General features: G+C 60.9%; 22 protein-coding genes and 1 pseudogene. 11 read left to right on the forward strand and 12 right to left on the reverse strand.

Annotation, left to right across the window (positions count from 1 at the left end):
- Positions 1-126: 126 nt before the first annotated feature.
- The 4 genes from WH91_RS12110 to WH91_RS25405 all read left to right on the forward strand — a co-directional run bounded on the left by WH91_RS12110 (position 127) and on the right by WH91_RS25405 (position 2,480).
- Entirely contained in the window at positions 127-735 is a 609-nt protein-coding gene (locus WH91_RS12110; protein WP_046171270.1) for an NAD(P)-dependent oxidoreductase, read from the forward strand.
- A 2-nt stretch (positions 736-737) separates the two neighbouring features.
- Positions 738-1,601, forward strand: a complete 864-nt coding sequence (locus WH91_RS12115; RefSeq protein WP_046171271.1) for an NmrA family NAD(P)-binding protein — start codon at positions 738-740, stop codon at positions 1,599-1,601.
- A gap of 343 nt (positions 1,602-1,944) precedes the next feature.
- Positions 1,945-2,190, forward strand: coding sequence for a hypothetical protein (locus WH91_RS25400; RefSeq protein WP_052952805.1), 246 nt, complete (start codon positions 1,945-1,947; stop codon positions 2,188-2,190).
- Between the two features lie 41 nt (positions 2,191-2,231).
- On the forward strand, positions 2,232-2,480 hold the full coding sequence (locus tag WH91_RS25405) for a hypothetical protein (protein WP_052952806.1): 249 nt from the start codon (positions 2,232-2,234) through the stop codon (positions 2,478-2,480).
- A 310-nt stretch (positions 2,481-2,790) separates the two neighbouring features.
- On the opposite strand, the gene WH91_RS12125 is transcribed toward WH91_RS25405, so the two are convergent.
- From WH91_RS12125 to WH91_RS12150, 6 genes are all read right to left on the reverse strand, one after another.
- Entirely contained in the window at positions 2,791-3,588 is a 798-nt protein-coding gene (locus WH91_RS12125) for a YoaK family protein (protein ID WP_199533520.1), read from the reverse strand.
- 295 nt (positions 3,589-3,883) lie between these two features.
- Complete coding sequence (gene arcC, locus WH91_RS12130) at positions 3,884-4,813, reverse strand: carbamate kinase (protein WP_046171273.1); 930 nt, start codon at positions 4,811-4,813, stop codon at positions 3,884-3,886.
- Positions 4,814-4,817: 4 nt separating this feature from the next.
- Positions 4,818-5,819 (reverse strand): ornithine carbamoyltransferase, encoded by a 1,002-nt coding sequence (gene argF / locus WH91_RS12135; protein WP_046171274.1) that lies wholly within the window; start codon positions 5,817-5,819, stop codon positions 4,818-4,820.
- A gap of 19 nt (positions 5,820-5,838) precedes the next feature.
- Entirely contained in the window at positions 5,839-7,062 is a 1,224-nt protein-coding gene (locus WH91_RS12140) for an arginine deiminase (protein ID WP_046171275.1), read from the reverse strand.
- Between the two features lie 14 nt (positions 7,063-7,076).
- Positions 7,077-8,564 (reverse strand): arginine-ornithine antiporter, encoded by a 1,488-nt coding sequence (gene arcD / locus WH91_RS12145; protein ID WP_074797742.1) that lies wholly within the window; start codon positions 8,562-8,564, stop codon positions 7,077-7,079.
- A complete protein-coding gene (locus tag WH91_RS12150) occupies positions 8,551-8,964 on the reverse strand; it encodes a response regulator (protein WP_046171276.1) in 414 nt (137 codons plus the stop codon). Before WH91_RS12150 ends, arcD begins: the two co-directional genes overlap by 14 nt.
- Positions 8,965-9,571: 607 nt before the next feature.
- Here WH91_RS12150 and WH91_RS12155 point away from each other — a divergent pair.
- From WH91_RS12155 to WH91_RS12165, 3 genes are all read left to right on the forward strand, one after another.
- A complete protein-coding gene (locus WH91_RS12155) occupies positions 9,572-11,410 on the forward strand; it encodes a heavy metal translocating P-type ATPase (protein WP_046171277.1) in 1,839 nt (612 codons plus the stop codon).
- A gap of 301 nt (positions 11,411-11,711) precedes the next feature.
- Positions 11,712-15,383, forward strand: a complete 3,672-nt coding sequence (locus tag WH91_RS12160) for a CheR family methyltransferase (RefSeq protein WP_158409558.1) — start codon at positions 11,712-11,714, stop codon at positions 15,381-15,383.
- A gap of 301 nt (positions 15,384-15,684) precedes the next feature.
- Positions 15,685-16,656 (forward strand): glucokinase, encoded by a 972-nt coding sequence (locus tag WH91_RS12165; RefSeq protein WP_046171278.1) that lies wholly within the window; start codon positions 15,685-15,687, stop codon positions 16,654-16,656.
- Between the two features lie 52 nt (positions 16,657-16,708).
- On the opposite strand, the gene WH91_RS12170 is transcribed toward WH91_RS12165, so the two are convergent.
- Positions 16,709-17,527: a phosphate ABC transporter ATP-binding protein gene (locus tag WH91_RS12170; protein WP_046171279.1), complete on the reverse strand. Its 819-nt coding sequence runs from the start codon at positions 17,525-17,527 to the stop codon at positions 16,709-16,711.
- Positions 17,528-17,907: 380 nt separating this feature from the next.
- Here WH91_RS12170 and WH91_RS12175 point away from each other — a divergent pair, with 380 nt between their 5' ends.
- Together WH91_RS12175 and WH91_RS25930 are read left to right on the forward strand one after the other, a co-directional pair.
- Positions 17,908-19,392 (forward strand): pyruvate kinase, encoded by a 1,485-nt coding sequence (locus WH91_RS12175; RefSeq protein WP_046171280.1) that lies wholly within the window; start codon positions 17,908-17,910, stop codon positions 19,390-19,392.
- Between the two features lie 281 nt (positions 19,393-19,673).
- Positions 19,674-20,063 carry an aldo/keto reductase gene (locus WH91_RS25930; protein WP_345840344.1) on the forward strand — a complete coding sequence of 130 codons (390 nt, stop codon included), beginning with the start codon at positions 19,674-19,676 and terminating at the stop codon, positions 20,061-20,063.
- 232 nt (positions 20,064-20,295) lie between these two features.
- Here WH91_RS25930 and WH91_RS12185 read toward each other — a convergent pair whose 3' ends face one another.
- The 5 genes from WH91_RS12185 to WH91_RS26120 form a co-directional block, all read right to left on the reverse strand.
- Positions 20,296-20,496: a hypothetical protein gene (locus WH91_RS12185; protein ID WP_046171281.1), complete on the reverse strand. Its 201-nt coding sequence runs from the start codon at positions 20,494-20,496 to the stop codon at positions 20,296-20,298.
- A gap of 50 nt (positions 20,497-20,546) precedes the next feature.
- On the reverse strand, positions 20,547-20,840 hold the full coding sequence (locus tag WH91_RS12190) for a site-specific integrase (protein ID WP_074797738.1): 294 nt from the start codon (positions 20,838-20,840) through the stop codon (positions 20,547-20,549).
- Positions 20,841-20,939: 99 nt separating this feature from the next.
- Positions 20,940-21,176, reverse strand: a complete 237-nt coding sequence (locus WH91_RS12195) for a hypothetical protein (RefSeq protein ID WP_046171283.1) — start codon at positions 21,174-21,176, stop codon at positions 20,940-20,942.
- A gap of 96 nt (positions 21,177-21,272) precedes the next feature.
- Positions 21,273-21,530: a hypothetical protein gene (locus WH91_RS24255; RefSeq protein ID WP_143078234.1), complete on the reverse strand. Its 258-nt coding sequence runs from the start codon at positions 21,528-21,530 to the stop codon at positions 21,273-21,275.
- Positions 21,428-22,054 carry an Arm DNA-binding domain-containing protein gene (locus WH91_RS26120; protein ID WP_046171284.1) on the reverse strand — a complete coding sequence of 209 codons (627 nt, stop codon included), beginning with the start codon at positions 22,052-22,054 and terminating at the stop codon, positions 21,428-21,430. The genes WH91_RS24255 and WH91_RS26120 overlap by 103 nt, the downstream gene beginning before the upstream one ends.
- On the opposite strand from WH91_RS26120, the gene WH91_RS12205 reads away from it, so the two are divergent.
- Entirely contained in the window at positions 22,055-22,570 is a 516-nt protein-coding gene (locus tag WH91_RS12205; RefSeq protein ID WP_046171285.1) for a hypothetical protein, read from the forward strand.
- A 118-nt stretch (positions 22,571-22,688) separates the two neighbouring features.
- Positions 22,689-23,302 (forward strand): annotated as a pseudogene (locus WH91_RS24260) (IS3 family transposase); the annotation flags it as partial.

The following is a 23,302-nucleotide window of genomic DNA, read 5'->3' on the forward strand; positions in this document are numbered from 1 at the left end:
GATCGCCGACAATGGCCGTACCATGCTTGTCGAACATAAGGCTGCATGTCCTGATGCTTCGAAATCGCACGGAATAATTTTCATCAATGTGCGCGGCCTGGACTGCGCAGACCCAGGAACGATTTCATGAAGATCGCCATTCTAGGCGCAGCCGGGCGCACGGGCCGGCTCGCCGTCGAATATGCGCTGGCAAGCGGCCATGACGTTATCGCGGTTGGCCGGCAAGGCGCGACCCTCGGCAAACATGGACGATTGAGCATCGTTCAGGGCGATGCGACGGATCGTTCCATAGTGGAAATGGCGGTGACTGGCGCGGATGCGGTACTGTCCGCGCTGGGGCAGACCGGCAAGGGCCATCTGATCTGCAGCACCGCGATTGGCCACGTTTTAAGCCTGGGCGTCGAGCGTATCGTCACCATATCGGGTGCCGGACTGGATGTTCCGGGCGACATGAAGCGGCCGCTTGATCGACTGTTCGGCTTCCTGGTCAAAACGCTCAGCAGCTCGGCCTTCAACGACAAAGTGGCCGAGTTTGCGTCTCTTAACAGAAGCGCCTCACAATGGACCGTGGTGCGACCGCCACGCCTGCTCGATGGGTCCTCCGGTGCAGACATTCGCGTCAGTCTGCAGCGTCCCCTGGGTACGCAGATCGTTCGAGCTGACTTGGCGCGCTTCTGCATCGAAGCGATTGAGAAAGGCAGCTACATCCGGCAAGCGCCTTTCGTTTCAAATTGAGTATGCTAGCAACTGGTGGTCGAGCCGATGGCCTGGGCCTAGTCCTGGTCGTTGGTGCGACCGGGCGCGTCGGTCAGGAAGTCGTGGCGGGACTACAGGGGCGGGCCGATTTTCGTCCGAGTTATGCCACCACCCCGCCTGCCGGCCATGACCGAAGTTGGGTTCGTCTAGACCTGCTTGATTCCAATACGTTCACGGAAGCGCTTGCCGGCGTTTCTGCGATCTTCCTGATGCGCCCGCCTCGGATTGCCAAGGCCAGCCTGATTGAACCATTCCTATTGGCCGCCCGGCGTGTTGGGATAAGGCGGTTGGTGTTCCTGTCGGTCAAGGGTGCGGAACGCAACCCGATACTCCCCCATCACGGCATGGAGCGCCTTATTGAAAGATCAGGCTTCGAATGGACCCACGTCCGCCCAAGTGATTTTATGCAAAATCTTGAAACGGAACACTTGGCTTCAATTATGGAAAAAGGCGAGATTGCCGTGCCAGCCGGCAAAGGCCGATCCGCTTTTATCGACGTTGCCGATGTTGGTGAAGTGGTCGTTCATTCGTTGTTGACACCACACCACGTGGGCAAAGGCTATACTCTGACGGGTCCTGCCGCTCTCGATTTCGAAGAGGTAGCAAACTTGATGTCGGGGGTGATGCGTCGTCCAATTCGCTACCGCGACGTTTCCTTGCCGGGCTTTGTGTTCGAGAAACGAGCGCAAGGGGTGCCGCTGGGTCTATGTCTCGTCATGGCCGCATTGTACACGGTGCAGAGATTTGGTTTCGCCGCGGAGACAACCGACACGGTTCGTCGCCTCATCGGTCATGCGCCCACCGATTTCGCAACCTATGCCCGACGTCGTTTCGGCATCAACTGATTGCCCATGGTAGTGGCCAGCAATCAGCGGCTCCTTGGCGCGCCTTGTTTTGCAAAGCTATAGTCTATTTCCGGCCATCAAGACCGGCAATCGGTGAATGTCTTCTGTCCGTTGGACTTCACCACAAGCGGGCTGACAGCTTCTGACGCAAGGCTGTGTGAGAACTCTCAGCGTGTCTGTGATCGAGTGGGTTAGCGATGGCGTGAGATGTCTGGCTCATCCTTTTATTGCCCTGATGATCGGAACCAACACTGACGACTGCGATGGCGGCCTGATGTTGTAGGCAAGAGCCGCCAGGCTGGTTTCGGTAGCAACGTTTCTCAGGCCTCGCGTTCGGAAGTGGGTGCCCATCCATTCCGAGACGCTGGAACACCTGCGTTCGGGCCAGCTGGTATCGATGGATTACGCGATCATCGAAGCTACGGCCATTACCGAAGACGGCGGCATCGTGCCGACCACTCCAGTGGGCAACTCCAGTTTTGCCATCCTGGCCAGTAAGGTGATAATCGAGCCAACCTCGACCAGGCGGCAGAACTGGAAGGGCTACACGACATCTAAATCCCGACGAGGCGGCCGACGCGAGAACTAATTCCCGTCGTATCCTGCGACCGCCGGATCGGGCTGCCGTCGGTGAACGTGGTTCCTACCAAGATCGCTACGATCGTCGTCACCTGGCAGTCAGGCAGCCCCGCAGTGCTGGACTTGTCCTACTTGGACATGAACGCAATCGCCTCCCACCTGATCGACTTTCTCGTCCGCGAGGTTGGCAAGGGAAGGCTGGACCTAAACCTCACCCGCTCCAAGCCGACATCGGGAATATCGCCGATGCGGTTCTTTCTGGACTGGGCGCAGGGCCTTGCACGGCCTCCGGATGTATAGCGAGGTCTTGCAGGACAGCAGCTTTGATCGGCTCGATAGGGGCACTACCATAAGGATCATTGGACATGGGGGGCGCAAATGCTTCGCCTTGGAGAGATTCCTCGATTGTACGGCTTAACTTTTCAAGGGGCGGGAGCCACCGGTCGGTATGACGACGCTACTCCGCGCGGTGCAACCCAGCATTGGAAGAGGATCGATTCGGGGGTGAAGCTCCGGCAGGTCCGGCTTTAGGTTCCCAGCGTCGCGGCTGCAGTGTGCGGCTGGCAAAGGTTCATTGCCGCATGGCCCGCCATCGCCTGCCGGCCTTTGCCTAAAGCCTGCGAGATCTTCTGGCTGATAGGAATTGCGGACAGGCGAGCAAGAAAAGCAGGGCGGCGAGCGGGACGCAGAAACCGTATCCGAATACGCTGAAACCAAGGCCACCGGCAATGCCGCCCAACAGGAAAGTGGCGACAAGTACGGCCAAGATGACAAGCTTCTTGCGGTCGGCGACAACCCGCAAATGTGCCGGCCGACTGGCATCCCGGTGCGGGTATAACAGCTTGCCGATTTCAATGCCCATATCCGTGACCATGCCAGTGAGGTGCGTCGTGCGGATGCGGGCGCCGGAAAGCTTGGTGATTGTGGCATTCTGCAAGCCCATGAGAAAACACAGCAGCGGGAGGGCCAGAGGCAGCACGGTGTGGGCGGCGCCGGTTGAGACACCCAGCACTCCAAAAGCCAGCAGCAACAGGGCCTCTAGCGCGATCGGGTAGGCATATTGTTTCCTGGGTGTGTTGCGGCGGCCCCAGTTGATCAGCAGGGCCGACGTAGCGGCGCCCGCGATGAAGCTGGCCAGGGACACCGCGCCCACGGCGGCGAGTGCAGATGTACCGAGCACCAAATGGTCGGCAATCGAGGACACGATACCGGTCATGTGCGAGGTGTACTGGCCGACGGCGAGAAAGCCGCCCGCGTTGACGGCGCCGGCGACAAAAGTCAGCACCACGGCCAGCACGGTGTCGGCGGCGTCAGAGCGGTGGTGCGCTGTAGCTGCCCGCAGCAGCCTCGGCATGCGCCGCTGGCGCGCTGCCCCGTGTGTCGACGCTGAGGGAACGATAGGTGACATAAGCTATCCTAGCACGCCGCCTTGCCATCTGCAGCGGCGACGCTGCGCCGGCCGAACCGCCCAAGACAGCGGCCCGCTCTGTTCCCAAAGCATCGAGCAGCGGCGACCTGGCTCCTCCAAACTGCGTAGGAAGTACCCGACCAAGTCAAATACCCGTTGGTCCCTACCGCCGCTGCAGCTGCGGCTGCGCTTATAGCTGTTCTTCGGTTCATACTTGGCTCATGCCCGACTATGTAATTGATCCATCGCCATCTGACCGCGGCATTGATCGAAAGCCAGCCAATGGGTTGCGGGTCTAGCCCCGAAACTGGGTGCCGATATCCAGCGCCTGCACGATCGTGCCGGCCGTACCCTGCACGATCTTCGTGGCGTCCTCGATACGGCCGATGCCGGCATCCCGGCCGGTGGCCATGGCAAAACGCGTTGCAGCCTCGACTTTGGGCCCCATTGAACCAGCAGCGAAGGAATGGGCGGAGTTGGGACCCATGCGGGCAATGGCCGCGGCATCGGGCATGCCGTAGTTGGCATAGACTGCGTCGACGTCAGTGAGCACCAGCAGCATGTCCGCCTTGAGATGAAGCGCCAGCAACTGGCTGGTGAAATCCTTGTCGATCACCGCCTCGATGCCCTCCAACTGTCCTGCGGCATTGCGCAACACCGGCACCCCGCCGCCGCCAGCGCAGATCACGATCACGCCGTGGTCGACCAGAGCGGCGATCGACGCCAGTTGCAGCAGTTCGACGGGCTCGGGCGAGGCCACGACACGACGCCAATTCTTTCCGTCGGGAGCACAGGTCCAACCCTTGCTGGCCATCAGCGACTTGGCCTGCGCTTCGTCGTAGACCGGCCCGATCGGCTTGGTCGGATGGAGAAAGGCGTTATCGTCGCTGCTCACCACCACTTGGGTCAAGACCGAGGCGACTAAGGCTTCCCGGGGCAGCAGGTTGCGCAATTCCTGCTCGATCAGATAGCCGAGCATGCCCTGGCTTTCGGCGCCGAGGACATCGAGCGGATAATTGCCGTCGGCGGGGCCCGCATCGGCTTGCAAGGCGATCAGGCCCACCTGCGGTCCGTTGCCATGGGTGATAATCAGGTGATGGCCAGACGCAATGAGCGCAACGAGGGAAATTGCTGCCGTGCGTATGTTTCCGCGCTGGACCGCTTCAGTCATCGGCTCTCCCCGCTTGAGGAGGGCGTTGCCGCCGAGGGCGACGACGATTTTCATGGTCCTATCCCGCAATGGTGGCGACGAGGATCGCCTTGATCGTGTGCATGCGATTTTCCGCCTGGTCGAAGACGATCGAGGCCGCAGACTCGAATACCTCATCGGTCACTTCCATGCAGTCGATGCCGAAGCGCAGCGCGATATCGGCTCCGATTTCGGTGTCCGCATTGTGGAAGGCGGGCAGGCAATGCATGAATTTGGCGAAGGGATTGCCGGTGGCCGCCATCAGTGCCGCCGTGACGCGATAGGGCGTCATCTGATGGATACGGTGTTCCCACCGTTCCTCGTCCTCGCCCATCGACAGCCAGACGTCGGTATAGAGAAAATCGGCGCCCTCGACCGCTTCCTGCGGATCTTCGGTCACCACCAAGGTGCCGCCGTTCGGCTCGCCGACCATTCGTAGGTGCTCGACGAAAGCCGGGTCCGGCCAATGGTCGCGCGGCGCAGCGATGCGCATGTCGATGCCCACCTTGGCGGCGCCAATGGCAAGCGAACGGGCGACATTGTTACGGCCGTCGCCCAGAAATGTCACCGCGCAATCGGAAAGGTGCTTGTGGGTGAATTCTCGCATGGTCATGAAGTCCGCCAGCGTCTGGGTGGGATGCGCCTGGTCCGTCAGGCCGTTGTAGACGGGCACGCCAGCATGGGTCGCCAAGGTCTCGACTTGGTCCTGCCCCGCCCCGCGATATTCGATGGCGTCATAGACCCGACCAAGGACACGGGCCGTGTCCTTCATCGATTCCTTGTGACCGATCTGGCTGCCGGTGGGCCCCAGATAGGTGACATGGGCGCCCTGATCATAGGCTGCCACTTCGAAGCCCGTGCGGGTTCGGGTGGAGTCCTTTTCAAAGATCAGCGCAATATTCCGCCCGCTGAGGCGCGGCCGTTCCGTTCCAGCCAATTTGGCGGCCTTGAGTTCGGCAGCCAGCTGGATCAGGAAGCGGATTTCGGCTGGCGTGAAGTCTTCGAGCGTCAGGACATTGCGGCCGCGCAGATTGATGGGCATGGCAGGACTTTCTGTTGGTTCAGAGCGGGTCACGAGCGACTGGGCAGCTCATGCAATGGCTGCCGCCGCGTCCGCGGCCGAGTTCGGAGCCCTCGATGGTAATCACCTCGACGCCGGCATGGCGCAGCATGGTGTTGGTAAAGACATTGCGGTCGTAGCCGATGACCACCCCTGGCTCGACGGCGAGCAAATTGTTGCCGTCGTCCCACTGCTCGCGTTCGATTTCGTAGCCGTCACCGCCGGTGCTGATGACCCGAAGCGTGCTGAGGCCTAGCGCTTCCTGGACCACGCTGAGGAAGGGCCCGCTTTCGGCTATGATCTCGACCCCGCCGGACAGCGCACTGGGCCGCAGCGACCAGGTCTTAATGCGGTCGACAATTGGGGGATAGACGGTAACGAGATCCCGATCGCAGAAGGTGAACACGGTATCGAGATGCATGAATGAGCGGTCGCGCGGCATGAGACCCGCAACGACACGCGTCGCGGCGCCGGCAGCGAAAAGGCGTGTAGCGAGCATGGATACGGCTTGCGGCGTGGTGCGCTCACCCATGCCGATCAGCACGACGCCATCGGCCAGAGGCATGACATCGCCCCCTTCGAGCGAGGCAATGCCGGCCAGGGTGGTCGAGCTATCCGACCAGATTTCGAACTCCGCACCGACGAAATGCGGATGGAATTTATAGATGGCGGCGACATTGGCCGCTTCCGGCCGGCGCGCCGGCCAATACATCGCATTGATCGATACGCCCCCGTAGACCCAGCAGGAGCTGTCGCGGGTGAACAGTTGATTGGGCAGCGGCGGTAGCACGAAATCCTGCGGCAGCATGGTCCTGGCCGAGAGCCCGATTGGTTCAAACGGCAGTTCAGCCCGCGCTATGCCCCCGATCAAGTAGCGCCCTAACGCATGGGCGGGCATCTCATCGAGCCAGCCACGCATTTCGCCGAGAAGATCCTCGCCAACGCTGGCGGTGGTCACCCTTTGATCGAGCAGCCACTTGCGCGCGTCTGGAATATCGAGAGTCTGAGCCAGCATAGTACCCAAATCCAGTACGACCACACCCCTCTCCCGCAGGCTGTCGACAAAGGCGTCATGCTCCTGCCGCGCCTTCTTGACCCAGAGCACGTCGTCGAACAGCAGTGCTTCGCAGTTTCCAGGCGTGAGGCGCTGCAGGCTAAGATCGGGCCGGTGAACGAGCACTTCGCGCAGCCGGCCGACTTCGGAGAAGGTACCGAGTTGAGACATGGTTATTCCTTTGGTCAGAGCGGGCTGATGGTGCCATTCCAGATGAGCCAGGCGGCCAGCACGCCGGTACAGACAAGTGCCGCAGCCAGCATGAGTTCGATGGGGGTGAAGATTTTTTCCGTCCGCTCGCGGCGGGCCCAGACGTAGACGAGGATGCCGGGGGCATAGAGCATGGCCGCCATGAGCAGGTAGGTCGGCCCAGCAGCGTAGACGAGCCAGGCACCGTAGAGCGTGGCCACGGCACCGATCAGCAGATCGCGCCTGCGGTTTTCTCCCAGTGCATAGCCCTCGCCGGTGATGGCCAGCTTGACGGCATAGGCGCCCGAAAAGATGTAGGGCACCAGGATCGCGGTCGCGGCGATGTAGAGCAGGGCCAGATAGGTGCTATTGGCCAAAAGCGTTACGAAAAGGAAGGCCTGCACCAGGCCATTGGTGACCCAGAGCGATACCGCGGGAGCACCATTCTGGTTCTCGCGGCCGAATATTTTGGGCATCGTTCCGTCGCGCGACGCCATGTAAGGCACTTCGGCGGCCAGCACCGTCCAGGCGAGGAACGCGCCCAGCACGGAGACGACCAACGCGACATTGATAAGGATTGCGCCCCAGGGCCCGACGACTGCTTCGAGCACACCCGCCATGGAGGGATTTTTCAGGCCAGCCAGTTCTGGCCGGCTCATGATGCCGAGCGAGAGCAGCGACACCAGCGCATAGATGGACAGCGTGGTGACGAAGCCACCCAATGTGGCTCGTCCAATATCCTTGCGCCGCAAGGCCCGGCCCGACACGATGCTGGCGCCCTCGATTCCGATGAATACCCAAAGTGTCACCAGCATAGTGCTGCGCACCTGATCGAGGACCGAGCCAAGCTCGGGCGTGGCCAATCCGGAAAAGTCCAACGTAAAGACGTCTAGCCTGAAAGCGACGACCACGACGCCGATGAACAGCAGGATGGGCGCGACCTTTGCAATGGTGGTGACGGTATTGACGAACGCGGCTTGCTTGACGCCGGAAAGCACGAGGGCATGAATGGCCCATAGAACAACGGATGCGCCTGCAATGGCCTGCCAGGTGTTGCCTTCGCCGAACACAGGAAAGAAGTAGGACAGCGCACTGAACATCACCACCGCGTAGGAGACGTTGCCCATCCAAGCCGATATCCAGTAGCCCCAGGCACTGTTGAAGCCAATGAAGGGCCCGAACCCGGCCTTGGCATAGGCATAGGGCCCCGAGTTGAGTGCCGGCTGACGGGTGGACAAGCCCTGGTAGACGAAGGCCAGCGCCAATATGCCGATGCCACTTATGGTCCAGCCGATGAGGATGGCCAGCGGGCCAGCTCCGGACGCCATGTTCTGGGGCAGGTTGAAGACGCCGGAGCCGATCATCGAGCCGATGACCACGGCCACCAACGCCCCAAGACCAAGGGTGCCTTTGCTCCGGTCTAGCTGGCCTTCATTGATTGCGGCTGAAGCTGTCGAAGGCAGGGTGGTGTCAGGAGTTGCCATTTTTCTCGCCGCTTTTGGGGTCGCCACCTGAGGTGGAGGGAAGAGTGCGGGCGGCCAGCGCGCGGCCAATTGCGTCGTCCAGCTGGAGTTCGCTAAAGGGCTTCTGCAAGGCAACGGCGCCTTTATCGAGCGTTACCCCCACGAGGCTGTCGCCGCTGATGTAGATGTGCGGCACAAAGCCGTGGGACAGGATTTTTTGCATCGCCAGGATGCCGCTGCCGATCCGCAGCCGGCCGTCGATGATGATCAAATCGGGGTTCAAGCGGTGCGAGGCGGCTACGGCATCGCTTTCGGTGCCCGCGGTTCCGCATACCCGATGCCCCATCTGGGTAAGGATGTCCTCGATCGCCAGAGCGATCATGCCCTCGTCCTCGACCACCAGCACCCGCAGAGCCCTCATAGTGGCGTCGGACGGCCCGCGCCGCCCCGGTTTTGCCGACCATGCAACTCATTCACAGCAGCGACGGGCCCCTCGAGCAATTGGGCGGACCGAGCGCTGATGCTGTTGAACAGACTGACAGGAGTGGGCATGGAGAGCCTCGGGCATGAAGAGGCAGGCGGTGACCGAGCCCGAAACTTCGGCATCGGACGGACGCTGACCTCGTTGAGTGCCCGATGTTATGCTTGAGCGATGCTTCCTGTGTAGGGGCGGAAACTACTCAACATCGTGCCAAGAGGCGATCTGCACCCTCCTGCTCCAGGACTGACCTGGGTGTTTTCCGATGCTTCCTCGCGCGAGGCATCGGGACTATATGGGAGCGCCAAAGCGCCGCATTTCCCCTGCGCCTGGGCCGAGATGTCGAGCTCAGGCACGGCAAGTACCGAAGGCTTACCGCTGAATCGCATTCCTAGCAGCCGGACGACGACCATTCTTATGAAGAACAACCCCTCGCGTGGCTCACCCGCCCCGCCATCGCCGGCAACATGTAGGCGGTTTGAGGCCCCCTAAGAGTAATGCGCGCCTAAGCCACGCCGGCGCTCAGCACCAATACGAAAGATCTGATCAAATGTGGCGTGCCGCGACCTTCGCAAAATCTCACTACGACGCCATCCTTCTCTGCATCGCCCTATTAGGACTGGCTGTTGGCACAGCGTTGTACTTTGCAGGTGCACCCGCTGCGAGCCTTGCCTGGTCAGCGGGCACAGTGCCTGTCCTCATCGGCTTGCTCGTCCAGATTGCCCGCTCGCTCCGCCATGGCGATGTCGGGCTGGACATCGTCGCTGCCTTGTCGATGTCCGCTGCACTTGCATTCGGTGAACCATTGGCGGGCAATGTCGTGGCACTGATGTATGCCGGCGGGCAACTGCTCGAGACCTTTGCCGCAGGCCGCGCCCGCCAAGAAATGACGGCGCTGCTCGGCAAGGTCGCGCGGACAGCCATGCGCTACGCCGGGACAACGCTCAGCGAAGTCGCCATTGCAGAACTGGTTCCTGGTGATCGCCTGCTTATTCGGCAAGGCGAGGTCCTGCCGGTAGATGGGCGTGTCGCTTCGGGAAGGGCCAAACTCGACATGTCGGCCCTCACCGGCGAGTCGCTCCCCACCGAAGTCGCCGCCGGTGATGAAGCGCTCAGCGGCTCGACGCTCATAGGCGCACCTTTCGAGCTGATAGCCACCCGCCCTGCTGCCGAGAGCACCTATGCCGGCATCGTCCGCCTCGTCGAGGCTGCGCAGAACAGCAAAGCGCCGATGGCCCGGTTGGCAGACCGCTATGCGGTAGCGTTTCTGGTGCTGACCGTGTCGCTTGCAGGTACTGCCTGGGCGTTGACCATGGATCCGCTGCGGGCGCTGGCGGTGCTGGTCGTCGCCACGCCCTGCCCTTTGATCCTCGCGGTGCCGGTCGCGATCATCTCGGGCATGTCGCGCACGGCGCGAATCGGCGTTCTGGTCAAGAACGGCGGCATGCTCGAAGCGCTCGCGCGCATCAAGACGGCGGTCTTTGACAAGACCGGCACCCTGACCGGCGGACATGCGGCTGTAGCGGCGATCCATGTCGCAGCAGGTTTCGCCGAACTCGACATCCTGCGTCTTGCCGCCAGTGTGGATCAGGCCTCCAACCATGTCGTGGCTGAAGCGCTGCTGCTGGCAGCGCGAGATCGGAAGCTAGCGCTGTCACCACCCACCAATGCCCTTGAGACGCCCGGCGAGGGCATCACCGGAATAGTGGATGGAAGCACCGTTGCCTTGGGTGGGGTCGAGTATGCAAGCAAAGCGCTGGCGCAAGGCGGCTTCGCGGTCCTGTCGAGCGCGGCGCCGCCCGGCGCAATGACGGTAGCCGTCGCGATCGACGGAGTAGCGGCCGGGCTGATTGTACTGGAGGATCGAGTTCGTGCCGATGCACGGCAGTCGATTAATGCATTTCGCGCCGCCGGGATTGAACGCATCGTTCTCGCATCGGGCGACCGCAGCGACATCGCATCGACGATCGGGACATCGCTGGGTGTCGATCTGGCGCTGGGGCAACTGACACCAGCCGACAAGGTCGTCGTCGTTCGACGTGAAGCAGCCAATGGTCCGGTGATGATGGTCGGCGACGGGGTAAACGATGCGCCCGCCCTTGCTGCTGCTGACGTCGGCGTGGCCATGGGCGCGAGGGGCGCAGCCGCTTCGTCAGAAGCGTCCGGTGTGGTGCTACTGGTTGATGCTCTGGCGCCTTTGGCCAAAGCCATTGTTATTGCCAAGCGCACACGCTCAATTGCCTTGCAAAGCATCTTTGTCGGACTCGGCCTATCGATAACTGCTATGATCGCAGCAGCGTTTGGCTTGCTGCCACCAGTGCAAGGAGCACTGCTTCAAGAAATTATCGACGTAGCCGTCATCCTGAACGCCCTTCGCGCGTTGAGATGATGGGCCTAGTGTACGAAAGCAGACAAGGTTCGCGTGGTCCGACAAACCTTAGAGAGGCCATGATTTGGCCGATGCAACTCTTCCAGTCCGCAAACTATCCGGCACAACAAGCAAGCCTGCGCTCAGTTTTGTAGCCATCGGTGCCTCCGCCGGCGGGGTCGGTGCCTGCGCGAGGCCGGTTGGCGCCATGCCGGCGAATGCCGTCGCGAGCGGCGCTATCGACAATATGGCGCCGGCCGCCGGAGTCCCGGCAATCGCGCTGGCTCAGCTCCGCGCGAACAGAATACCCGGACCCCAATCGATGCCATTGGCAGCGTCCCACGGCGATAGGCTGGCAGAGGTGCTTGAAACCCTCAAGGAATTTAACGGGCACGACTTTGCCGCCTACAAGCCAGGTACAATAGTGCGGCGTGTCGAACGACGCATGGTCTTGGCTGGTGTCCTGCCTGGATCGATGGACGATTATCTCAAGCTGCTGCGCTCCGACCCGGCGGAACCAGAGCTGCTGACCAGCGACCTGCTGATAAATGTTACCAGCTTTTTCCGAGACCCGAAGGTCTTCGATCATCTGGCGGAAAAGGTCTTGCCCGCGCTGATTGCCGAACACCCGGAAGGACAGAAGCTCCGTGTATGGACGGCAGGATGCAGCACTGGGGAGGAAAGCTACTCGCTAGGCATGTTGCTCAGTGAGGCGATGGAGGCGTCCGGGAAGGACATTGCCCTGCAGATCTTTGCGTCCGATGCGGACGGATACGCTGTCGCCGCGGCGCGTCTGGGGATCTATCCCCACACCATCGAGCAATCCGTTTCCTCGCAGCGATTGAAGCGGTTTTTCGTCAGGGAAGGCAACGGCTACAGGGTGCTCCCCAAACTTCGTTCGACCGTGGCCTTTTCGGTCCAAAACGTGCTGCACGATCCGCCGTTTTCCAAGCTGGATCTTATTTCCTGTCGGAACCTGCTGATCTATCTGAGCCCCAAGGCTCAGGCGAAGGTTATTTCAGTCTTTCATTTCGCTCTACGCGCTGGAGGCGTGCTGCTGCTCGGCTCTGCCGAGACCACGGATACTCGCGATGGCCAGTTTGACCTCATATCCAAGCCCGAAAAACTCTATCGTCAAATTGGACCCCACCGGTCGGGAGACATCGGCATGACGAAAGCTCCAAAGGCCCCCTCGCCAGGAACGGCAGTAAAGCCGATCGGGCTCGCCAAACAGATTTCCCTGGCAAAACTCTGTCGGCGCCTGGTTATGGACAGCTACGCGCCGGCGGCCGTGCTGATCGACACCAACAATGCCAGCGTCTTCTCGATGGGCCCAACCGACCGCTACCTGCGGATCGCACCTGGCTATCCGACGAACGATCTGCTGTCCATGGCGACGCCCGGCCTAAAGATAAAGTTGGGCACAGCATTGCAGAAGGCACGGAAGGACACCAGGCGCATAGTCGTGGATGGTGGCAAGAGCCGCAATCACGGCACCCCATTCAGGATCGACATCCAGCCTGTCGCCCATGACGGGGTGGACTATTGCCTGGTCTGCTTCATCGACAATTATGCGCAGGACAGTGCGGTCAAAGTCGCGGGAGAACGAACCGAAGCACTGAGTGCCCTCGAACTTGAGCTGGAAGCGACCAAGGCCGATCTCCAGGATGCGCTGCGTGATCTGGAAAGCACGGGCCAGGAGCACAAGGCGGTCAATGAAGAGGCGCTGTCGGTCAACGAGGAATACCAATCGACCAACCAGGAATTGCTGACGTCCAAGAAAGAGCTTCAGTCGCTCAACGAGGAACTGACAGCGCTCAACAGCCAGCTGCAGCAAACCTTGGAACGCCAACGGACGACCGCCAACGACCTGCAGAACGTGCTCTACAGCACGGATGTGGCGACGATCTTCCTGGATACCAGGCTCAACATCCGGTTCTTCACACCGGCGACCAAAGTCCTCTTCAGCGTCATACCCGGCGATATCGGCAGGCCGCTGGCTGATTTGAACGCTTTGGCCAATGACACCGTGCTGCTCGGAGACGCCGCCGTGGTGTTGAAGTCCAAGGTCCCGATCGAGCGAGAGATCGAGGCTCGAAACGGCCAGTGGTTCATCCGCCGCGTCTTGCCCTATCGCGCCGAGAACGGCGATATCGAAGGCGTGGTGATCACCTTTGCCGACATCACCGAGCGACGGCATGCAGCCGAAGCCCTTGAGACCGCCGAGCGCACCGCGCGCTCCGCCAACATCGCGAAAACCCGTTTCCTAGCGGCCGCCAGCCACGATCTACGACAACCCTTGCAGTCGCTGAAACTTGTCCAGGGCATGCTGGCCAAGTCGATGCATGACGAGCAGGCAAAGAAGCTGCTTGCTCGTCTGGACGATACGGTGGGCGCCATGTCCGGAATGCTCAATACCTTGCTCGACATCAACCAGATCGAGGCGGGAACCGTTCAGGCACACAAGATCGGCTTCCCCGTCGACGATATCCTGCGCCGCCTCAGGGGCGAGTTCAGCTATGTCGCGCAGGCACAGGGCCTCGAGCTGCGCGTGGTTCCTTCAACGATGGTCGTCCTCAGCGACCCCCAGCTGCTCGAACAGATGATGCGCAACCTCCTGTCCAATGCGCTGAAATACACCAGGACCGGAAAAGTGGTTGTGGGATGCCGGCGCCGCGGCGACAATGCCACGATCGAGATCATCGATAGCGGTATTGGTATTCCGAGGCGCGAGCTTGCCGCGATCTTCGATGAATACCATCAGCTCCACAACGAAGCGCGCGAGCGCAGCCAGGGGCTCGGACTGGGTCTGTCGATCGTCAAGCGTTTGGGCGATCTGCTCGGTCATGCTATCGGGGTCAAATCGACGCCGAACCGTGGGTCTTCTTTCTCGATCGCAGTGCCGATCGTGAGATTGGCCACGGTCGCTGGTTCTCCGATAACCCCGCAGGCAACTGTGAGACGGCGCGTAGCCAAGATTCTTGTCGTCGAGGACGACCCCGAGATTCGCGACCTGATGCAGCTTATGCTGGAACAGGAGGGGCACGACGTCACCACTGCGGTTGATGGTCCCCTCGCCCTCGATATCGTTGCCGAACGTGGGCTTCGTCCCGATCTGATCATGGTGGATTTCAACCTGCCCAATGGAATGGACGGCATCGAAGTCATTGCCGATCTTCGTGGAAAACTGCGCACCAAGGTGCCAGCGATCATACTCACCGGCGATATTTCTACTGACGCCTTTCAGAGCATCGGGATGCAGGACTGCATACATTTCAGCAAACCGATAAAGGCCATCGAGTTGCTCGGTGCGATCGAGCGCCTGCTGGTGGCAGAAGATAGGGTCGCTGCGCCTTCCGCGCCTGCCAATGCAAAAAAATCATCAGGGACCGCAATCGTCTATGTTGTGGACGACGAACTCGCCATTCGCTCCGCACTGCGCGAGACACTTGAGTCTGTCGGGCTGTCGGTTCTCGACTTCGCCACTGCCGAGACCTTCCTTCTTGCTTACGCGCCCGCTGGCGAAGAATGCTTGCTCGTCGACGCCTCTTTACCCGGACTGAGCGGTATCGAGCTGATACGGAAGCTTCGAGACCTTGGGCATGGGCTGCCAACGATCATGATCACAGGCAGCAGCGACGTCGCCATGGCTGTCGACGTGATGAAGGCCGGCGCTATGGACTTCATCGAAAAGCCCGTCGGCGGCGACGATGTGCTGCGGGCCGTTCGACGCGGCCTTGATACTTCCCGCGATGCCCGCCGTGCCGCAGACTGGCACCATGAAGCCGTCGGCCACCTTGCAGGTCTCACCAAGCGGCAGCGCCAGATCATGGATCTGGTACTGGCCGGGCACCCCAGCAAGAATATCGCGGCCGATCTCAAACTCAGCCAGCGTACGGTGGAAAATCACCGGGCAGCCATCATGCAGCGCACCGGAACGAAGTCGTTGCCAGCATTGGCTCGCCTCGTCATCGCCGCCAATTCTGCTTCCTAGTGGCGTCACTGGGGGGCGGTCCCGGAGAGTTCATCCTTTCCAAAAATGGCTCTCTACTACGCCGAGCGTGTAGCGACCCATAGCGTCGGAAATGACCCACGATGGGTCGAAACACGCCACCAGGGCACCTTGGCAGAAGCGATTGGGCGAGCGTCCCCGTCGGACTGGTCAACACCTGGCGGACGTCTCCGCCAACCACCGCTTAGGTACATTCCGACCCTCCCGCGGGGCACCGGCAGGTGGCATTTTCTCGCTTGCACCACAGCCCGACTCATAGTGGGGCTAGCACCCGGAGACCCGAATGAACCAGTACTCGCGGCAGGCATTGGTGGGCTCGATCGGGCACAGCCATATCAGCTTGGCCATTGCAGACATCGATGCCTTGACGATCGAAAACTTCGCGCTGCTTGACACAGACGACTTCACCAATCCGATTGACGCGATAGCACGCTATCTGGCGTCGACGCCGTCGCGGCCGGATTTAGTTGGCCTCGCTGTCGATGGCGTTGTTGAACGTGACGTCGCGCGCATGTCGCGACCCGCATGGTCGATTACCAGCGAGGACATCAAGGCCGCCACCGGGGCCAGCACCGTCTGCTTCGTCCAAGAGATTGAGGCGATGGCCCGTATGCTGCCGACGCTTTCAGACGATGACGTCGTGGCCCTCGACGCCAACGAGATCGATCCTGTTGCGCCAAAGCTCTTGGTCGTTGCTGGTACGGGCTTCAGCACTGCGAGCCTCGTTCATTCGCACGGCAGGTGGGTGACGACCACCAGCCTTGCCGGGGGTTTGGCTTTTCAGGCGCGATCAGGCGATGAGTTCAACATTGAACAGGCGTTTGCTGGACAGCCCCACATCAGCCTTGATGCGGTTTTTTCCGGTTCGGGGCTCGAGGCGCTCTACCGCGGCATGACTGCCGCGCGCGGGGAACAGGATGAGAGGTTGCGAGCTAGCCAGATCACCGAACGTGCCTTTTTGGGTGAGAGCGAAGTCGCCATGGAGGCCGTTGAATTGATCGCTACCTGGCTCGCCCGAGCAGTGAGCGACCTGGCTGCGTTGTTCGACGCGCGTGGCGGCGTCTATCTTGCGGGAGGGCTGTGCGCCAGCCTTGTTCCGGTCCTGGCCACGCCGCGGTTTGAAAAGGCCTTTCGTGAAAAGGGTAGTCTGCAGCCCTATCTGTCGAGCCTGCCGGTCATGGTCATCAAACTGGGCGCTGATGTAGCCCTGCGCGGGGCCGCCATTGCCTTGTCGGCGAACATGGCGCAGCCGTAGACAGACCAGTGTGCAGCAGGGTCAGCACCCTAGCGGCTGCGTGGCTGCGACTTCAGCCGTACCGACCCATCACGAAGTTCCTGCAACGATCGGTCTTTGGATCAAGGAAAATCTGCCGCGCGTCGCCTTGCTCCAGCACTTCTCCCAGGTGGAAGAATGCCACGCGCTGTGCAATACGGGCGGCCTGCTGCAGATTGTGGGTGATGACAATTACGGCATGAGTCCGCCGCAGCTCGTCGATAAGGTGTTCGATGACCGCCGTAGCAAGCGGATCGAGCGCCGAGCATGGCTCATCCATCAGGATGACATCGGGCTCGTGGGCCAGGGCCCGGGCAATGCAGAGCCGCTGCTGTTGCCCGATCGATAGATCCGGAGCAAAACCGTCCAATCCGTCCTTGACCTCATCCCAAAGCCCAACCTGCTGCAAGACCTGCTCCACCCGCTTGTTCTGGCTGGCACCTAGCGACAGGCCATGAATCTGTGGGCCATAGAGCAGATTGCTTCGGATCGAGCGTGGAAAGAGGTTCGGCCTTTGGGCGATCCAGCCGAAGCGACGGCGCATGATGGGCGGATCGATGTCGGCAGCGTAGACATCACTGTCGTCCAGCAGTACGCGACCGGTCATTCGGGCCCCGTCGACCAGTTCGTTGGTTCGGTTGATAGCCTGCAGCAAGGTCATCTTGCCGCATCCGGACGGGCCGAGAAACGCCGTCACTTCCTTGTCGAATATGTCGATTGAAACGTCCTTCAGGACCTGCTTTTTGCCATACCAGAAACTGACATTCTCGATGCACAGTTTGGCTTTGTGGACGTTGTCGTGGCTGGGATACTCGCCCAGACTGATGGAGCGTTCGAGCAGGTCGACTGTCATGCAACTGGCTCCTGGGGCGGGCGTAAAAATGTCGGTCAGGCGGCATCAAGGGGCCCTGAAGCTTCCACTCGAGGCGTCAATCGGTTCCAACCTAACGCCAGGTGATGCCAATCGGCAGGGACGGCATCTACTCAGGGCCGAAATCGTGGCTGGTTAGAGGTGCGCCTGCGCCTGCGCCTGAGCCGGTTGCATGAGTATATTCCGATGCTGCCTTTCAGACGTTCCAGTTGCTCGACTTGCGATGCGGCAACGTGTGCCGCGCATCTGGATCGCCGGTTGCTAATCGGGATGCAAATCTCGCTGTCACACCCGCCAACGGGAGCGTCTGCTAAATGCCTCAAGCAGGGTTGGCGGATACCAAACCAAGAAAGAGCAGGCCAATGAATGACGTGATCGAGCCGCAGCCATCGGCGAATATCCGGGCTTTGTACGATCAGCTCATGGACCTGCGCCACAAGATCGTCGCCGCCGAGCTCGAAACGCTGGACGGTTTCGGTGTAGCGGCTGGCGTCAAGCCGGAACTCACCAACCTTGCCCACTATTTGGCACTTCGCAGGTATGACCTACGCGGTTTGCAACGGGCGATGATGTGGCGGGGATTGTCGTCTCTCGGTCGACTTGAGGGCAGAGTGCTACCCACGCTGAATGCCGTATTAAACGCGGTGGCCGCCATACAAGCCACCGATTGTCCCTATCCGGCACCATCCGAGGCCGAGTTCTTTGCGGGCGAGGCCATGCTCTCGGCCGCTACCGATGCGCTGTTCGGCCCGCCGCCGGCGCATCGCCGTGGCCGGATCATGGTGACGCTCCCCAGCGAAGCCGCGACGGAGCCAGGCTTCGTGCTCGACCTGGCACAACGCGGCATGGATATCGCGAGGATCAACTGTGCGCATGACGACAGCCAAGCCTGGCGTGCCATGGCTGACAATGTTCGGGCGGCCGGCGCTATTCTGGGCCGCAGGCTGGCGGTGCTGATGGACATAGCCGGTCCCAAGATACGTACCGGGGCCGTCCGGCTGGCCGAAAAGAAGGGCAAGCTGCACACCGGCGATGCCTTTCGCCTGGTGGCTGAAGGAGAACCGCATACCGATCACTCAGTGAAATTCTGCGCCGCGGTAAGCCTGCCTGAAATGGTCAACCGCCTGTCGGTTGGCGATCGCGTTCTATATGACGACGGCAAGCTTGAGGGCGTCGTCGAAAGCACCGTCGCAGGAGAGGCAATCGTTCGCGTCACCAAGGCGAAGGCGAATGGCGCTAACCTCAAGCCCGAAAAGGGCATCAACCTGCCCGATACTGCGCTTGGGCTGTCACCCTTGACGGCAAAGGACGAGCGCGATCTGACGACTGTAATCTCCTGTGCCGACATCATCGGCTATTCTTTCGTCAGCCGGCCGCAGGATCTCGACATCCTTGAAGAGGCGCTTTCGCGGCACGAGGCGACGGGGCGCCGGCTTGGGTTGATTGCCAAGATCGAAACGCCCGAAGCGGTCAAGAATTTGCCCGCCCTGATTGCCCGAGCCAGCGGTCGTAGAGCATTCGGCGTCATGATCGCCCGCGGCGACCTGGCAGCCGAGATCGGCTTTGAGCGGCTGGCCGAAATGCAGGAAGAAATCCTGTGGATCTGCGAGGCAGCAAGCACACCAGCGATCTGGGCGACCCAGGTGCTGGAGAACCTTGTCAGCACGGGCGTGCCCTCCCGCGGAGAAATGACCGACGCGGCGATGGCAGCTCGCGCCGAATGCGTCATGCTCAACAAGGGGCCAGCCATTGGCACCGCGGTCGAATTGCTCGACAGGCTGCTCGCCCGCATGGACGGCCACCTCCACAAGAAGACCGCGATGCTGCGTGAACTGCGCTCATGGTAGCCGTATAACACCACGGTCTACAGGTGCAGCGCGTCTGGTTGAAACTTGCCGACTGGGCGGCAGGCCGCCGCACGCGGCGCTTGCCCGACATGAAGGCATTCCTTCTCGATAAGGGCCAACACATCGGTGATTGGGGTTGAAACGCGGGCCAGTTCAAACTCAAGAACCGCAAGGCCGTGTGTCCCCCAAACGCCAGGACATAGCCCAGCACGGCTTGAGCACCGGCGTTGTCTCTTTCGAGTTGCACTCCCCGTCGCGCCGCCGCGAGCACCGGCCCTTCATTGTTCTCACACTCAGTATTCCCCGCTCGGCCGCGGTTTTGTGACCGGCGCCGTCAAGCCGGCTGCAGAATACGAAGACACCGACATGCGCCGTGTCGATCCACGCTGGCAGCCCGGCAATTTCGAAAAGAATCTCGATTGCGCGAACTCGGCGCGCTCGCGCAATCAAGGGGCATAAAGGTGTCGCAACTGGCTCTTGCCTGGCTACTCGCCCAGGGCGAGGCCATCGTGCCAATTCCCGGTACCCGCCGCATCGAGCGCGTCGAGGAAAACGTTGCCGCGTTAGATATTGCGTTATCGACCGAGGAACTTGCCCGAATTCGGGACATCCTACCGGATGGTGCCTTTGGCGCCCGCTACGCCGGCGACATGATTCCGAACTGGATCTAGAACACATTGGGTGACCGGCTTTGTCCGCCACCCCTAGACGTCTGCTTCTCAGCCTCCTTGGCCACAAGCGGACAGTCGGCAAACCACCCCGTGGAAGTCGTCAAGATAAAGTAAGGAGCCGACGCAGGCGAGCTAACCGTTTACGTCGACGTAGTCCTAATTCTGGCGTCAGGATATCGGTCTGCGATCTCCCGCAGCCGATCAAAAAGGTACTGCGGCAGGCCTTCGGGTTTTACCCGTGATCATTCTGCGGATTGGTGCCGCCGATCGCCGCCACCAATCCGCGCAGGCTGGGGTGTCTGCGCTTCATATTTTTTGCGATGTCCTGAGCGATCTGCATTTGCCGGGAAATCCTCGCGACGTCGGACAGGCGGGGATCAGCCTCAATAGCTTTGATGACGTGCGCTTCGATGTGCGCCGCCCATGGCTCCATTAAGGCCTACTTCCTATCGAGCCGGTGGTGCAAGGCGTAGGACGTCGACGTCACGTCGTCGCCGCTTCTGCCGCCTTCAAAAGGTGATCCAGGATCAGTTTGGTTTGAATATCATCGAACCCTAAGTCGACTTGACCGTGGGTAGCCAGCGCGCGGCGCAGTTCGTGCGGCGTCGCCGTTACGCCGGGCATGTAATTCATCGTGTGCCCGATTGTGCTCTGGGAGATATGTGACTGAATCGTCGGCGGCTTGTCGGCTTTGCCAGCACGCAGTTGCGGGAAGACCCGGATTGATTGCCGAAGCCGCTGATCATCGCTGACAGAACACCACTTCACAGATCGCATGGCAGCGTCGAAGGCGGCAGGCGGCAGCGGGATGACGTGATCGCTATCGTCACCGCGTCGCTGGGCTGTCTTTCGATGGGGGGCTTGAATCGACCAGACTCAATCGTAGCCTTCGAATTCGTTGAAGCCATCCCGCAGGGCGGCGGCCGCGGGCGTCACCCGCAGGGCTACGAATACCGTCAGTTCAATAGAGGCGGCGATGACGGGGTGCACGGCACCCGACCGGCAGATGGCGACGATCCGGCCGACCTCCATCATCGACGGCACATACTTCGGTTTGCGTTTGGCAGACCCATCCGGACGGGTGGAGCGTTCCGGTGCCGACAATTCCTTCATCGCGCCAGGTCGGACACCGCAAAGCTGTCGTTTCGTCGGCGAGCCCAGGAATGTCCACATCGGCCGTACGACCGAAGCCAAGTGCTCAGCGTGCCTTTAAACGCCGCGTCGATGGACTGCCTGGACGGCTATCGCCATGTCTTGCAGCGTGATCTTGCCCACTTCGCGGCCGTCGAACCGGGTCAGCTCGGCGGTGCCGAGCATATTGCGATAGTCGACATAGGTGGCTTCTCGCTTTGTCCGCCGCACCTCTACGATAAAGGCGGCCTTCGCTTCCTGCCAGTCCCACAGACCTTTGATGATCGGGGCAGGGGGTGCCTCCCGCTTTCCGTACGCGACGCGCTGTGCATCCAAGCGTCATCCGGCAGCGTCCCGCTTCTTACCAGGCGCTTGGCGTCCGTAGCGATGTCGAGGACCTCTTTGACCTTCCATTCGTCTACGTCGCCAAGGTCGAGCCGAGGTGATGCACCCTGAAAACGGAACCGCAACTGCCAACGCACGCCCCGGGCACCGACACGCAGCCGCAAGCCTTCGACCCGGCTGTCCAGCACGTCGTACTGTTTAGCACCCGGTACCGCCCGCGCCTTGGCTGCTGCGATCGTCGCAATGTTGATCTGGATGCCAGTCACGGGTACCTCGAAATACCAAGGCGCGATTAGGGCGCAGGGCCAAACTTTCACGCTGGGGCGGTCTATGGCAAGGTTTAGCGGTAAGATTGTTGCAAATTTGGATGCAACGCCAATAGCGATGGGTGGGCGGGAATTAATATTGCATTTTTCCGCTATCGGCTTGTCCAATAAATTGGGCTGCTGACCGTCCGCGAACGAGTGCGCAATGCACCGCCGGATTGCCAGACCGCACAATGGGGAGGAGCCCACATGAACACGCCAGTTCTCGAGACTGAAGACGGCCCGATCGCGGGCATGACGCGTAAGGAATTTTTGCGGGGCATCGCGGCACTCGGCATGGGGCTGCCGCTGAGCGGCCTGGGGCTGACCGGCGTTTTCGCCCGGGAAGAAGTTCCCCAGGCAGGCGGCGTCCTCGCCTTCAATCTGACCGCAAGCCCATCGAACTTTGATCCCATGTCCAACGGGTCCTCGACCACGCTTGGCATCATCTCCCCCTGCTACAACAGCTTGGTGCGGTTTGATTCCATGGACCCCAACACGGTTATCGGCGATCTTGCGACCAGCTGGGAGTTGTCAGAGGACGGCACGACATACACCTTTAGCCTTCCCACCAATGTGCTGTTCCATGTTATCTCGACGGCATCAAGGCCTTCGTCATTCCCGACCAGGGTGCAACCTGGAACTATCTGCAGAACGGCCAGCTCGGTATCTTCATGTCGATACAGGGCCAGGAAGCCGGGCAATTCGCCACCGGCGGCGATGTAACCGTTCTTGCATCCCCCAGCACCTCGGTCATCGGGGTGACCTTCAATACAGAGATGGCGCCATTTGGACTTGCTTTGGAAAAGTGGAGAGTTCCCAATGAAGGACGAGGAACTTCCCGATGCAAAAGAGACGATTTACGAAAGAGTTTGAAGCCGAAGCTGTTCGTCTGGTGCAGGCCAGTGGGCGCACGCAGCGCGAGGTTGCCGACGATTTGGGGATCGGGCTTTCGACGCTTGTGCGCTGGGTTGGTCGCAGTCGGGACCGTTTGATCGACGAGCCTGCCAAGCCCGGCTCGGAAGATGTGTTGGCCGCGCTGAAACGGCTTCGCCGGGAGAACGAAATTCTTCGGCAAGAACGCGAGATTCTCAAGCGCGCCGCCGCTTTTTTCGCCAAGGAGGGAAGTCGATGAAGTTCTCGTTCATCGATGCGAAGAAGGCAGAGTTCCCCATCAACCGCATGTGCAAAGTGCTTGGCGTCAGCCCGAGCGGGTTCCATGCCTGGAAGGATCGACCGGCCTGTTCCAGGCAGCGTCAGGACATGGTTCTACTCGCCCATGTTCGATCGGCGTTCAAACTCTCGAATGGCACTTATGGGAGCCCGCGCATGACGCGGGAGTTGCAGGATGAGGGGCATGCCGTCGGGCGTCGCCGCACCGCCAGACTGATGCACGAGAATGGCTTGGTGGCGCGCCAGAAGCGCCGCTTCAAGCGCACCACCGACAGCGAGCATTCC

Source organism: Devosia psychrophila (assembly GCF_000971275.1).
In the GTDB taxonomy this organism is placed as follows: domain Bacteria; phylum Pseudomonadota; class Alphaproteobacteria; order Rhizobiales; family Devosiaceae; genus Devosia; species Devosia psychrophila.